The following is a 12,186-nucleotide window of genomic DNA, read 5'->3' as shown; positions in this document are numbered from 1 at the left end:
TTTGGAAAGAGGTCTATTTTGTTATCAAGTCAAAAATGGACGAATATTGCTTTACCAACACCGCCTTTATCCACTTAGATGGGCAGTCCGCCACAAGCAAAAAACGCACGCTAAAACGCTATCCTTATCGTTATTTTGCCCCAAGTCAGGTATCTATTGAGACAGCAGGGACGATGGATTTGGACGTGGAATTAAAGTTTCATTTGGGCGGTGTGGCATTTAGCATTGACATTGACAAAAGTCAAATCGAAGGCGTGCGAGACATTTATAAGGCATTGACCGCCATTGCCGAGCGTTGTCAAGCAATTCATCATGATGAGATGGTGTTAGAGAAGACCTTTGAGACCGTGACAGGCATGTTTAATTTAAAAGACGTGCCAGAAGCGGTGATTATGAGTCTGCCCACCGTCATCAATCAAACGGTGCAAAAAGTGGAAGCAGGCTATAACGAACGCCTAAATGCCATTCGTCAGTATGACTTTGGGGCAGTGTTTGAGCATTATTTGCGTGGCTAATTATTTGCGTCACTAAGGGTTAAATAGGATAAACTAAAACCGCCCCGATAGTTATTCGGAGCGGTTTTTTATGGCAAGTGGATTATTTCAATACTTCTGCCATGCTGTTTGCGACATATTCTACATTGGCGTTGTTTAGTCCTGCGATACACATACGCCCGTTTTCCACCATATAAATGGCAAATTCATCACGCAAGCGGATAACTTGCGGGGCGGTCAATCCTGTAAAGCTAAACATACCACGCTGTTTGGTAAAGTAGCTAAAATCACGCTCGGGGAGCTTTTGGGTCAATACATCTTGGAGCTTTTGACGCATTTCACGGATACGGTCTCGCATCTCGTACACTTCGCCAACCCACTGGTTGAATAGCTCGTCATCGTTCATCACGGTATCCACCACCGCATTACCGTGAGACGGTGGGCTAGAATAGATACGGCGAACGGTGAATTTTAATTGCCCAAGCACGGTGTCCGCTTCCGTCTTGGTGGGAGCAACCACCGACAGACCGCCAACACGCTCGCCATAGAGCGATAAGTTTTTGGAGAAAGAATTTGACACAAACACGGTCAAGCCTTTTTCTACCGCTAGGCGAATGGCGTACGCATCGCCGTCCATGTCATCGCCAAAGCCTTGATAAGCAATGTCCATAAAGGGAATGAGCTTTTTGTCTTTGATGATGTCAAGCACGCTGTCCCATTGCTCATTTGACAAATCCACGCCTGTGGGGTTGTGGCAACATGGGTGTAGTAGCACCACGTCATTTTCGTTTAGGGTGTTCAAAAACGCACACATCTCATCAAATTTGACTCCAATGGTCGCCCCGTCATAGTAGGGGTATTTGCCAACTTCTATGCCTGCCCCTTCAAAAATGCTGATGTGGTTGCCCCATGTTGGGTCGGATACATAGCATTTGGCGGTGGGGAACCACGCATGGATAAAGTCCGCTCCGACTTTTAGGGCACCAGACCCGCCCAAGGTGGCAATCGTGGCAACTCGTCCGTCTTTGACAACTTGGCTGTCTTTGCCAAACAGTAGCTCTTGGCACGCTTTTTTGTAACCTGCCAAACCGTCCATGGGCAAGTAGCCACGGGGACGGGGTGGATTGGCGATGCGTCCTTCGGCGGTTTTGACGCATTCTAGGACGGGCAATTTGCCGTCTTCGGTGTAGTACACGCCCACGCCAAGATTTACCTTGATGTCGGTGCGTGGGTCACCTGCAAATTTGTCCATGAGACCCAAAATCGGGTCGCCAGCATAGGGGGTAACGTGTTCAAACATAACAAATACCTTTGTTGTTGTGGATAAAAACTAGGGCATGTTGAACTTTTGTATTTGCAATGAAAAATGAGAGAAATCGCACGTTTTTCAAGGAAAAAGTGAAGTTTGATAGTCATTCTATCAAACAAGCTTTTGACGAAGAAAAACAAGATTTAGCCATTTTTCATGCAAAAACACCATTTTATTTCTATGAAATTTCTAAATAGACTTCTTTCCAAATCCTGATTTTTATGGATTTTTAAAAACTTCAACCCNNGAAAGAGATTTAATGTTAAAATGTGTTATAAAGGTTCAACACGTCCTAAATAAAAACCGTGTCAGTATAACGCAAAATCGGGCGGTTGTGGGGGAAATTTTTTTGTTTCTAGTGATTGTTTATCAGCCAAATAATACCGACTGCTTGCCATCAATCTCAACGATGAGCTTTCCGCCTAGGGCTTGGACGTATTTTTTGATGGTGGCGTATTCGGGGTTGTCGGCACTTTCCATTTGGCAAATGGCGGATTGGGACACGCCAATTTTGTCGGCAAGCTCAGCTTGGGTAAGTTTGGCATTTTTGCGAAGCTCGCTTAGGCGGATACTGACTAAGGTATCGGCAACTCGCTCATTGACACGTTCTTGGCTGTCTTTGGGTAAATTGCCAAAAAAATCATCAAAATTGGTAAGTTTCATAACTGCTCCAAATAGGCTTGGTATAAGCTCTCGGCAAGGGGTATCATGCGTTGATAAAAACGTTTGTCGCCTGTTTTGTCGCCTGCACATAGCAAAATGGCTTGTCTTTTTGGGTCAAAGGCAAAAAATGCACGGTATGGCTTACCACTATGTTGAATACGCAACTCTTTTAGGTTTGAGATGGTGCTATTATAAAGCGTATCGGCATAAGGGCGTGAAAGCTCATGACCGTAAGTTTGTAGTAACTTGATGGCATAAGCCACACTTTCTTGTTCGCTTTGACTTAGATTTGTCAGCCATTCGGTAAAATGCTCGGTCATTAAAACGGTGTACAAGATTTATCCCCCTTACCAAAATTATAAGTCAAGACTTATATTTTTTCAACCCATTCTATACCGTTGTGGGCTTACTGACCAAAAAATCCCCAGCGTTATTAATCAAAAATTCCTTAAAGGCAAGAGCGGCAGGCGACAGTGAGCGGTTTTTGTGGGTGTAGAGCAAAAATTTGCGTTCTACCACAGGCTCGCTGATGGGTCGCATGACCAGCCCGTATAGTTCCACCCATTCGGTAGCATAGAGCAGGCATAACGTCACCCCAAGTCCCATTCGGGTCATGCCAAGGGCGGTTGAGAGAAAATTAATCTCAAAATCAGGGTTAAAGATACGACTTGAAATGTTATTGGGAAGTTCGTTTTGTAGGCTTTTGATAAAAGGCCCGTTTAGGGTGATGAGTTTTTCATCAAGTAAGTCCGCCCATGTGATTTCATCTTTTTGGGCAAAGGGGTGGTTTGACGGTAGTACCAAATAAAAAGGCGAGCTAAACAGCACATCCACATTCAAATCATCAGAATAAGGACGTTCGGGAGCGACCCCCAAATCAGCTTCTAGGTTCTCAATATGCTCAACCACATTATCCACCGAGCAGTCGGTGAGCGTGACCTGAATGTTGGGGTGTAGCTCACAGAACTTGGCGACAAATTTGGGCATGGTGGACGCAGACAACTGCTGAGAGACAGCAAGGCGGACGTGTCCTTGGTGTAGTGATTTTAGGTTATTGACTTTTTCGTTGAGTACTGACATCTCATTGAGAACTCGCCGAGCCTGTGGCAGTAGCCGTGAACCTGCGTCTGATAGGTGTAGTTTGCGTGTGGTGCGGTCAAAGAGTTTGACGTCAAGATTTTGTTCCAACTCCTTAATCAGACCGCTTAGGGCAGACTGGGTCAGGCACAGTGTCTCGGCAGCCTTGGTAAAACTGTTTTGCTCGGCGACAAGCACAAAGGCTTTTAGCTGGCGTAGGGTGGTGCTCATTATTATTAACCTTAATAAATATATAAGATGATATTATAAATGATAATTGCCAAGATACAAGGGGGCGGATAAAATATTTTTTGGATAAAAATTAGTCGGATTCGCTTGATAAAAATACTGTATTTGGCGACGATGTAAAAACAATGACAAACCCCACCTACTATGCTAAGATTGTTTTATTTACCCACAAAGAACGCCCATGCCCCACACCGACACCATTGCCGACTGGCTTGTCTCTAATCGTCTGTATGAAGACAATCTGTTTTATTATGCTCTTATCATTTGTTTTTGGTTCTTTGTTGGGTTTATCTTTTTAGGCTTTGAATTACAAGGATTTAGCTTACAGCAAAATCTGTTCTTTAATTTTGTCTTTTATCTATTTATCTGTGCCTGTATGGCACTTTGCCCCTTTTGGTTTAAGCTTTTCTTTTCAAAAACCCACACCGCAAAACGAGAACAAGAATTACAACAAGCCCTAGATGAACTTGATGAATACGACAGAGCAGAAGTAGAAGCAGAGCTTGCTCATACAGGAGGTCTTGCCATGCGACCCGCCCAAAGGTGGGCGTTGGTATTTCTTGGTTCATATTTTTTATTTGAAGTGTTTTTTATTTCGGCGTGGGTGAAGGATATGGCGTTGTTGTGGGAGCCAAGATGGGCAAGTGCATTGATTGAGTGGGTGCGGGCAAATACAGATTTTGTGTCTGATGAGGGGGTTAATCATCAGTTATTTTTTGTTAGAATTAAGCCTAGTGATGTGGAATTGTATCAACTTTACACTTCCGAAAGAGAGTTTTTGGCTTCTAGCTTTGGTGGAGCAACTGCTTTATTTCAAGTATTTAGAAGTTTTTGCTTTCCACTCATCTTATTTGCATTTGCAACGATTATTTGGCGGCCTTTGGACTGGCTCGGTGGACTGAGTGTAGACCCAAGAAACATTCACTCTGTTGGCTCTTTTATTTTTTCTAGTGTGGCTACATTGGCAATGATGTTATTATTTGTGTCGATAATTCTGTATTTTTTTTCTTGGATATGAGTGCTGTTTTATTGTTTGATAAAGAGCATTGGGTACATGGTTTTAGTTGGAATTTCGCATTTGTATTTGCAATATTGGCTATTAAATTTATCTACGGTTGGTTTGTGTTTTGGAAAAATGTATTTTTTAATCGATAATTTGTATATTTGGACGGAAAAGTGGAATTTGATTTTTAAAAGTCTAAACGGTTAAAATCAATCCTAGATAATTTTAAAATTAGGCTTGGGATTGATGGGTTGGGCTTGCAATTTTCTTTTGCCCGACCAAATTATCCAAACAAGCCCTGATTGTGCTAAAATATCGCAACGATTCATACTTATAATGGAACATTCATGCTAACAGCCCTAACCTTAGATAATTTGGCTTTGATTAAGCACCATGAAATCATCTTTGATGAGCGTTTTAATGTCATCACGGGCGAGACAGGTGCAGGTAAGTCCTTGATATTGGATGCTTTATCGCTGTGTGTGGGCGGACGAGCTGATGCTGGCATGGTGCGTTTTGGCGAGAGTGAAGCGTCGGTGTTTGGCGAGTTTGATATAACCGATAATGACAAAGTGAGCCAGTGGTTTGCCGAGCATGAGCGAGAGCTAGAAGAAGACACACTGCTCATCCGCCGTAAAATCAGTGCCAACGGACGCTCAAAATCATGGATAAATGGCGTGCCAGCAAGCCTTAGCGAACTAAAATCACTGGGCAGTATTTTGGTCAATATCCACTCACAGCATGCAGGGCTTGAACTACTAAAACCGCAGTTTGTCATCGATTGGCTAGATGATGTGGGGGGCTTGCATGCCTTAAAATCAGCGACCAAAGACGCCTTTGGGACATACCAACGCCTAAAAAAAGAAGCCGATGACGCTCGTGCCATGTCCACTCAGCGTGCCGACCGCATGGCACTTTTGTCATCACGCCTAAGCGACATTGAGCCACTCATGGCGGTGGACATCAGCGAGATAGAGCAAGAGTATGATGAGTTGTCCAACCTTGAAAATCTCATGCAGTCAGCGGTGCAAGCAGTCACGCACCTAGACAATGATGAGATGAGTGTGTCAGGTCTATTAGCACGCAGTCTAAAAATCTGTGATAACTTGTCTGACAAAAGCCGAGTGTTCGCCGAGTGTAGCGAGCTACTTACCCAAGCGTCCGAGCAGATAGATGACGCGGTGGCACGGCTGGTGGACTATGCCGAGCAGTCACTGCCTGACGAAGAGCGACTAGATGAGCTTAATAATCTCATGGGGCTGGCTCATCGCCTTGCCAAAAAATACCACACGACCACAGACGAGCTGACCGCACAGGCAGGGCAATGGCAGGCAGAGCTGGACAAATTAGAGAGCCTGCCTGACAACGAGACCATGGATGAGCAGGTGGCAGTGGCGTGGGATAAGTATGTGAGTGCGGCGGACAAACTGCACCACGAACGTACCAAAATCGCCCCACAAATCGCTGACGAACTGGCTCATCGCTTATCGGCACTTGCCCTGCCGAACGCCAGCTGTGTCTTTGAGTTTAGCCCCAAGGAGACACATCAGTATGGTGGTAGTGGGATGTTTGACATCGCTCTCATGTTTAGTGCCAATGTCGGCATGCCCATGCAACCGCTACACAAAGTGGCGTCAGGGGGCGAGCTGTCTCGCATGGCTCTCATCATGCAGGTCATGAGTGCAGGCGTGAATCAAGAGACACGTCCGACCTTGGTGTTTGATGAAGTGGACGTGGGTATCAGTGGTGGTACAGCTCAGGTGGTGGGTGAGCTACTAAGAAGTTTGGGCGACCATCAGCAGTTATTCGCCATCACGCACCAAGCACAGGTTGCGGCGGCGGCACACCGTCATATCTTGGTACACAAAGAACATGGCGAGCAGACGATGAGTCATTTGTCCATCATCACGGGTGACAGACAGATTGATGAGTTGGCACGCATGTCAGGTGGGGTGAACATCACCGAAGCGACTCGGGCTCACGTCAAGGGCTTGCTTGATGATATTAATAAAGTCAAAATGCAGTAACTATTCAACCGATGACCGAGCTGATTGGTTTTTAGGTATTGTTCAATAAAGATATATTTTAAAATTTGGATGTGTAGGGGGGCAATTTATTCGCCCAAAAATCAACACTTTATCACAGGACAAATGTAATTTACCCCTACAAATCTACCCCAAAGGTATGGTTAATTAGCAATACCAAAAATAATAACATTAGAGCTTTTTCCAAACTAAACGTAAACCCTTATAAATACTAGGGTTNNTGGAAAGAAGTCTATTAAAGGACGTGCGGAGCCAGTCCCTACAAGTCCGTGATAAATATTAAGTTCGTTAGGTGTGTTACTCATCCTTATTTGCTAAAATAGTTCACTTCAATCTCAACTTAAAATGGTAGTTTATTGATTGCCTTATAATTATTTTTTGGGTTGTAGGAGTGAATTGCAATTCGCCCTTGATAAATCAATCACTTATATAAAGTTGAGAATAGGATGTAATTTGTCCCAATATAAAAGGCATGGCTGACAGATGAATTGTGATGATGTGCCATTTGCCATTCACAAACCTTGTAAAATGGCGATTTTGCCCCATATTGACCCTAATGATAATGATATCCCTAAGCGAGCTGATTTGAAAAAATTTTCCAATTTAACACATCATTTTTTATTGCCCAGTCCGTCCATGCCTGATGAACGCTTTACTGACGCATTGATTTATATCTGCCGTCACAGCACTGACGGGGCGTGGGGATTTATGATTAATAAGCCCCTTAATGCTTCGGTGGGCGGTTTGTTGCACGAGCTTGATTTGCCCGCCAGTCAAAAAGCGATGAACACCCCTGCCATGCATGGGGGTTTTATCCGTCCCGAAGCAGGTTTTGTGATACACACAGGACTGCCCGAGTTTGCATCATCGTTTGCGGTGGGCGAGAACGTGTGTATCACAACCAGTAAAGACGTACTAAGTCTGATATCGGGCGACAGCTTGCCCCACTTTTTGCTTTGCATGGGGTTTTGTAACTGGACGGCAGGGCAGTTGGAGCGGGAGATAAGCGAGCAGGACTGGCTGGTTTGCCCTGCTGATTTGGAGATGTTGTTTCGGGCGAAGTTTGAAGACAGAGTGATGTTGGCTTATGACAAACTGGGCATTAACCCTGATAAATTTACCTTAGCAACAGGGTTTGCTTGATTTTAAACGTGATGTTTTAAAAAGTTAAAAAGCCAATTTGCTTTACCTTGAGACTAATTTTTGATTTGCCAAATAATAGGAATTTCATGACGACACCGACTTTGATTTTAGCCCTAGATTTTGGCGTCAAAAAAATGGGCATGGCACTGGGTAACAGCCTAAGTGCGGACGCACGCCCCTTTGACATTTTGGCGATGGATAACGGACAGCCCGACTGGGATAATCTACTGGGTATCATCGAGCAGTGGCGGATTGATGTGGTGGTGGTCGGCTTACCGCTGAACATGGACGGCACTGATTCCATGCTTTCTAAACGAGCGGCTAAATTCGCTCGCCGTCTGGCACACCGTCTGGGCGAACGCCATTTGTCCGTACAGGTATATATGTATGATGAACGCCTGTCATCGCACGAAGCTCGCATGATGGCGTGGGAGCGTGGCTGGATAAAGCACGAGCGAGACCCGATTGATGATGTCTCGGCGTGCTTGTTGGTTGATGGTTATTTTAACTCACCAGAGCTTGCCCGCTATGTCGGCAGTTATCATGATAATGAACAAAAAGGCAAAGATTAGGGCGTGTAATCTCATCCGATATCAAATTAGGCACGCCCAAGCACCGCCCGACCAAACAAATAAAAGGACTCACATGGATAACCACGCCCCCAACCCAATCCAATCCAATCCCCAAGCCAAACATCAGCAAATCGTCCAAGTCATCACGCAAGCGATAGGGCTTGCCAATGTCAGCGTGTATTTGGGCTATGGGGCGATTGTGTGTTTTTGCGTGTTTGGTACGTTGGCGAGCATGGCGACGTTCAAGGATAGTGGAGTGGTGTATTGGGCGTTTCATTATTTGCCCTATGTGTTAATTGGCTTGTCCATGCCGATAAGTTTGTATCATCTGTTCATTTTGGGTCGCTATCGCATTATCCAAAAAGGCATTTTAAAGATGATTTTGGTGGTGGGCATGGGGCTGCTCGCATTTACTTTTGCCATGGCGATTAAGGGCTGGGCGGTGGCGTTCTACATGAGCCTGTTTTTGGCGATGATTGCGTGGTTTGGTATGCCGTTTTTGTTTCGGGTGAATTTAAAGAAGTTTTTAAATTTTCTAAATAGCCCGACTGATAAAGCCGATGAAAACGAGAATGAAAATAAAAAATAGCCAAAAATCGTGAGTTATGCTACCATAAGTCATTTAAAATTACACGCATTTTCCCATGAATTACAAACACGCCTACCATGCAGGCAACTTCGCTGATGTTGCCAAACACATTTTATTACTCCAACTGCTCGCCCAATTTAGTGCCAAAGCCAAGCCCTTTTATGTGCTTGACGCTTATGGTGGGCGTGGGCTGTATTCGCTTGAAAGCACCGAAGCAACCAAAACAGGCGAAGCGGACAAGGGCATTCGTGCCTTAGAAAATGCCAACCTTGGCACACCGCCAAAAGCCATTGCCCAGTATCTATTAGACCTTGACACCGCTCGCAAAACCTATGATAAGCACGTCTACCCAGGTTCGCCTTGGTGGATTGCCAACCACGCCCAAAACCATTCGGACAACGCTCCCTTGCGTGCCGAAGCCTTTGAAGCGGTGGCAGACGAGTATGATGCCCTAAATTATCAGCTTTATCAGCTCCCCATCGGCATTCATCATCGCAACGCCTTTGAAGGTGTGCCTGCCGTGCTGCCGCCCAAGGAAAAGCGTGGCATTATCCTGCTTGACCCGCCTTTTGAGCAGGAGCATAAGGATTTTAGCCGTTTAGTAGATTTGCTTGTGGCAAGTCATAAGAAATTTGCCACAGGAACATTTGTGCTGTGGTATCCTATCAAGAATAAAGAAGCGGTAGAGCTGTTTTATAAAAAAATGAAACGCACCGACATTCGCCGTCAGCTTGTCTGTGAGCTAAACCTATACCCCAATGACGTAGCAGTGGGCATGAACGGCACAGGGCTACACATCATCAATCCGCCTTGGCAATTTGACGAACACGCCAAAGCCATTTTGCAAACGCTCGCCCCAATCCTAAAACCAAAAGACGCTCCTGCCATGAGCATGGACGACATGGCGGTGGTTAAATGGTTGGTTGGGGAGTGATTTTAAGATAAGATATTGTTGATTAAGAAATTAAAATTGGTATTGTTCAATTAAATGTATTAAACTTCCTGCAAAACTAGTTTTCCGTTCACCCTGAGCCTGTCGAAGGGTAGCGGAAAACCGTTATGGGCAGGCATAGCTCACCACGAACGGTTTTCTTTAATTTGGGCTTTTGCAGGAAATCTATTCAAAATTGAACGTGTAGGGGTGAATTGCAATTTACCCAACATCATAATTAACAATAACCCATTCATTTTAAAAATAAAAACACCATGACAACCCAAACCCCAAAAGACCCAGACGACCATGACGGCATTACCTTTGAAGTCGTTGAGACCGAACAACACGGCAATCAAAAAAAGATAAGCCGTGGGGTCTATCCCATTCCCAATCTCATCACCAGTGCGTCCATGCTCTCGGCATTTTTTTCTATTGTTGCCAGTAGCGAAGGGCGATTTGATAAGGCGTGCCTTGCTATTTTCTTATCCGCCATTTTGGACGGTATGGACGGACGAGCTGCCCGAATGCTAAATGCTCAAAGCCCCTTTGGCGAGCAGTTAGACAGCCTTGCCGACTGTATCGCCTTTGGGCTTGCCCCTGCCATACTTATGTATCATTTTGCGTTGCATGAGTTTGGGCGGTTTGGGCTGACGTGTGCCTTTGTGTTTAGTGTCTGTGCGGCGTTTCGCTTGGCAAGATTTAACGTACAAATCGGCACGGTGGATAAAAAATACTTTATCGGATTGGCAAGTCCTTTGGCGGCGATTTTGGTAACATCAAGCGTGATGGTGGCAAGAGACCATGGGGCAGATTTTAGCCCCCAACTACTCGCCACCATCTGTGCGGTGTGGACGGTCATCTGTGGACTGCTTATGGTGAGTAATGTCAAATATTATAGTTTTAAAGAATTTGACCGCCAAAAAATCCCCTTTGTTGGGCTAATTATTGGCGTGCTTATTATGGGCATTGCCCTACATGACATTCCTGTGGGAGTGCTTGCCATTGGCGTAATTTATGCCTTGTCGGGGTTTTGGACGACATTTAGGGTAAAAAAAGAAAAAGCCTAAATATTTTTAAAACGCTCAAAAATACCTTTAAAACCCAACTCACAAACCCACTTGGCTCATCATGTCATCTGCCAATTCGCCCATCGCCCAATTTATCCACGCCACTCGCCCACGCACCTATCCTATTGCCATTATGAGTCTTGGGGTGGGGCAGGGCTTGGTGTATCGCACGCTTGGCGGATTTAGGGCGGATAACTGGGTGCTGTGTGTGCTTATTATTTATACCGCTTTGTCGTTGCAAATTTTGTCCAACCTTGCTAATGATTTGGGCGATGGCATTCGTGGCACCGACCAAGACCGTCATCATGACAGCCCAGCTCGCCTTGTCGGCAGTGGGGCGGTGTCGGCAGACAGATTTCGGGCGTGGCTTGTCCTTTGGCTTATCCAAACCATGATGGCAGGGGCGGTGCTGATTTGGCTAAGTCCTTTAACGGTTTACCAAATTGTACTGTTTTTTGGCTTGGGGATGGTGTCTATTTTGGGGGCATTAGGCTACACCATGGGCAAAAAACCTTATGGTTATCATGCACTTGGCGAGCTTGCTGTTCTCATTTTCTTTGGCTATGTGGCGGTGCTTGGCGGTTATTATCTACAAACGGGCAGGGTGGACATCGCCCAAAATCTCATCATCGCCACAGGTGTGGGGCTGTTGTCTGCCTGTGTGCTGTACATCAATAACCTGCGAGATACCGACACCGACCGCACCAGTGGTAAGACGACGCTCGCTATTGTATTGGGTCGCTATCGTATTGTAGGCTATCTTGTTCTTTTATATGGGGCGATGATGTGCTATGGTTATCATGTTACTGCCTTTGGCGATAGGGGGTGGGCGTTGGTATTATGCTTGCCCCTACTTATCAAGCATACCCATGCCGTCATCACACACCGCCATAGCCTTGCTCGTTTGGGTAAGGAACTTGGAGTAATCGTGGCACTAGTGATTACAGTGAATTTTTTGACAATTATTTTTCTATAAAAATCAACTCCCTACAAACATTTTCACAAAATCCACAAAAAACTCCTTTACAACCAAAAACTATC

General features: G+C 45.2%; 14 protein-coding genes. 10 read left to right on the top strand and 4 right to left on the bottom strand.

Features of this window, described 5'->3' with window-relative positions; genetic code table 11:
• A partial coding sequence (locus B5J94_RS10305; protein ID WP_143821968.1) for a PH domain-containing protein occupies positions 1 to 515 on the top strand: 515 nt, incomplete at its 5' end.
• A gap of 82 nt (positions 516 to 597) precedes the next feature.
• Here the strand turns inward: B5J94_RS10305 and B5J94_RS10300 are convergent.
• Complete coding sequence (locus B5J94_RS10300; RefSeq protein WP_062501623.1) at positions 598 to 1,794, bottom strand: amino acid aminotransferase; 1,197 nt, start codon at positions 1,792 to 1,794, stop codon at positions 598 to 600.
• A 59-nt stretch (positions 1,795 to 1,853) separates the two neighbouring features.
• On the opposite strand from B5J94_RS10300, the gene B5J94_RS14375 reads away from it, so the two are divergent.
• Positions 1,854 to 2,000 carry a hypothetical protein gene (locus B5J94_RS14375; RefSeq protein ID WP_169838811.1) on the top strand — a complete coding sequence of 49 codons (147 nt, stop codon included), beginning with the start codon at positions 1,854 to 1,856 and terminating at the stop codon, positions 1,998 to 2,000.
• A 172-nt stretch (positions 2,001 to 2,172) separates the two neighbouring features.
• Here the strand turns inward: B5J94_RS14375 and B5J94_RS10295 are convergent, their stop codons facing one another.
• From B5J94_RS10295 to B5J94_RS10285, 3 genes are read right to left on the bottom strand one after another with little or no spacing between them, the layout of a single operon-like run.
• Positions 2,173 to 2,466, bottom strand: a complete 294-nt coding sequence (locus B5J94_RS10295; protein ID WP_062500102.1) for a helix-turn-helix domain-containing protein — start codon at positions 2,464 to 2,466, stop codon at positions 2,173 to 2,175.
• A complete protein-coding gene (locus tag B5J94_RS10290) occupies positions 2,463 to 2,801 on the bottom strand; it encodes a type II toxin-antitoxin system RelE/ParE family toxin (protein ID WP_079364122.1) in 339 nt (112 codons plus the stop codon). Before B5J94_RS10290 ends, B5J94_RS10295 begins: the two co-directional genes overlap by 4 nt.
• A 55-nt stretch (positions 2,802 to 2,856) precedes the next feature.
• Positions 2,857 to 3,774 carry a LysR family transcriptional regulator gene (locus B5J94_RS10285; RefSeq protein ID WP_062500106.1) on the bottom strand — a complete coding sequence of 306 codons (918 nt, stop codon included), beginning with the start codon at positions 3,772 to 3,774 and terminating at the stop codon, positions 2,857 to 2,859.
• A gap of 199 nt (positions 3,775 to 3,973) precedes the next feature.
• Between B5J94_RS10285 and B5J94_RS10280 the strand changes: the two genes are divergently transcribed.
• From B5J94_RS10280 to menA, 8 genes are all read left to right on the top strand, one after another.
• Entirely contained in the window at positions 3,974 to 4,810 is an 837-nt protein-coding gene (locus tag B5J94_RS10280) for a hypothetical protein (RefSeq protein WP_062500108.1), read from the top strand.
• Between the two features lie 332 nt (positions 4,811 to 5,142).
• Positions 5,143 to 6,822, top strand: coding sequence for a DNA repair protein RecN (recN, locus tag B5J94_RS10275; RefSeq protein WP_062500110.1), 1,680 nt, complete (start codon positions 5,143 to 5,145; stop codon positions 6,820 to 6,822).
• 654 nt (positions 6,823 to 7,476) lie between these two features.
• On the top strand, positions 7,477 to 7,983 hold the full coding sequence (locus B5J94_RS10270; protein ID WP_062500115.1) for a YqgE/AlgH family protein: 507 nt from the start codon (positions 7,477 to 7,479) through the stop codon (positions 7,981 to 7,983).
• 86 nt (positions 7,984 to 8,069) lie between these two features.
• Positions 8,070 to 8,555: a Holliday junction resolvase RuvX gene (ruvX, locus tag B5J94_RS10265; RefSeq protein WP_062500111.1), complete on the top strand. Its 486-nt coding sequence runs from the start codon at positions 8,070 to 8,072 to the stop codon at positions 8,553 to 8,555.
• A 73-nt stretch (positions 8,556 to 8,628) separates the two neighbouring features.
• The gene (locus tag B5J94_RS10260) at positions 8,629 to 9,144 is read left to right on the top strand and encodes a hypothetical protein (protein WP_228144583.1); all 516 of its coding nucleotides are present in this window, start codon (positions 8,629 to 8,631) and stop codon (positions 9,142 to 9,144) included.
• A gap of 55 nt (positions 9,145 to 9,199) precedes the next feature.
• Positions 9,200 to 10,078, top strand: coding sequence for a 23S rRNA (adenine(2030)-N(6))-methyltransferase RlmJ (locus B5J94_RS10255; protein ID WP_062500113.1), 879 nt, complete (start codon positions 9,200 to 9,202; stop codon positions 10,076 to 10,078).
• A gap of 272 nt (positions 10,079 to 10,350) precedes the next feature.
• Complete coding sequence (pssA, locus tag B5J94_RS10250) at positions 10,351 to 11,145, top strand: CDP-diacylglycerol--serine O-phosphatidyltransferase (protein ID WP_062501617.1); 795 nt, start codon at positions 10,351 to 10,353, stop codon at positions 11,143 to 11,145.
• Between the two features lie 61 nt (positions 11,146 to 11,206).
• On the top strand, positions 11,207 to 12,121 hold the full coding sequence (gene menA, locus B5J94_RS10245) for a 1,4-dihydroxy-2-naphthoate octaprenyltransferase (RefSeq protein ID WP_062501621.1): 915 nt from the start codon (positions 11,207 to 11,209) through the stop codon (positions 12,119 to 12,121).
• Positions 12,122 to 12,186 lie beyond the last annotated feature (65 nt).

Origin of the sequence: Moraxella lacunata, assembly GCF_002027545.1 — a bacterium.
GTDB lineage: Bacteria > Pseudomonadota > Gammaproteobacteria > Pseudomonadales > Moraxellaceae > Moraxella > Moraxella lacunata.
The sequence above is the reverse complement of the archived record's forward strand: the minus strand, read 5'-3'. Positions and strand labels throughout refer to the sequence as shown.

What these genes read in the sequence shown, in the direction of transcription:
- B5J94_RS10300 (WP_062501623.1), bottom strand. Translation starts at nt 1,794, where the DNA reads ATGTTTGAACACGTTACCCCCTATGCTGGCGACCCGATTTTGGGTCTC.
- B5J94_RS14375 (WP_169838811.1), top strand. Translation starts at nt 1,854, where the DNA reads ATGAAAAATGAGAGAAATCGCACGTTTTTCAAGGAAAAAGTGAAGTTT.
- B5J94_RS10295 (WP_062500102.1), bottom strand. Translation starts at nt 2,466, where the DNA reads ATGAAACTTACCAATTTTGATGATTTTTTTGGCAATTTACCCAAAGAC.
- B5J94_RS10285 (WP_062500106.1), bottom strand. Translation starts at nt 3,774, where the DNA reads ATGAGCACCACCCTACGCCAGCTAAAAGCCTTTGTGCTTGTCGCCGAG.
- B5J94_RS10280 (WP_062500108.1), top strand. Translation starts at nt 3,974, where the DNA reads ATGCCCCACACCGACACCATTGCCGACTGGCTTGTCTCTAATCGTCTG.
- recN (WP_062500110.1), top strand. Translation starts at nt 5,143, where the DNA reads ATGCTAACAGCCCTAACCTTAGATAATTTGGCTTTGATTAAGCACCAT.
- B5J94_RS10270 (WP_062500115.1), top strand. Translation starts at nt 7,477, where the DNA reads ATGCCTGATGAACGCTTTACTGACGCATTGATTTATATCTGCCGTCAC.
- ruvX (WP_062500111.1), top strand. Translation starts at nt 8,070, where the DNA reads ATGACGACACCGACTTTGATTTTAGCCCTAGATTTTGGCGTCAAAAAA.
- B5J94_RS10260 (WP_228144583.1), top strand. Translation starts at nt 8,629, where the DNA reads ATGGATAACCACGCCCCCAACCCAATCCAATCCAATCCCCAAGCCAAA.
- B5J94_RS10255 (WP_062500113.1), top strand. Translation starts at nt 9,200, where the DNA reads ATGAATTACAAACACGCCTACCATGCAGGCAACTTCGCTGATGTTGCC.
- pssA (WP_062501617.1), top strand. Translation starts at nt 10,351, where the DNA reads ATGACAACCCAAACCCCAAAAGACCCAGACGACCATGACGGCATTACC.
- menA (WP_062501621.1), top strand. Translation starts at nt 11,207, where the DNA reads ATGTCATCTGCCAATTCGCCCATCGCCCAATTTATCCACGCCACTCGC.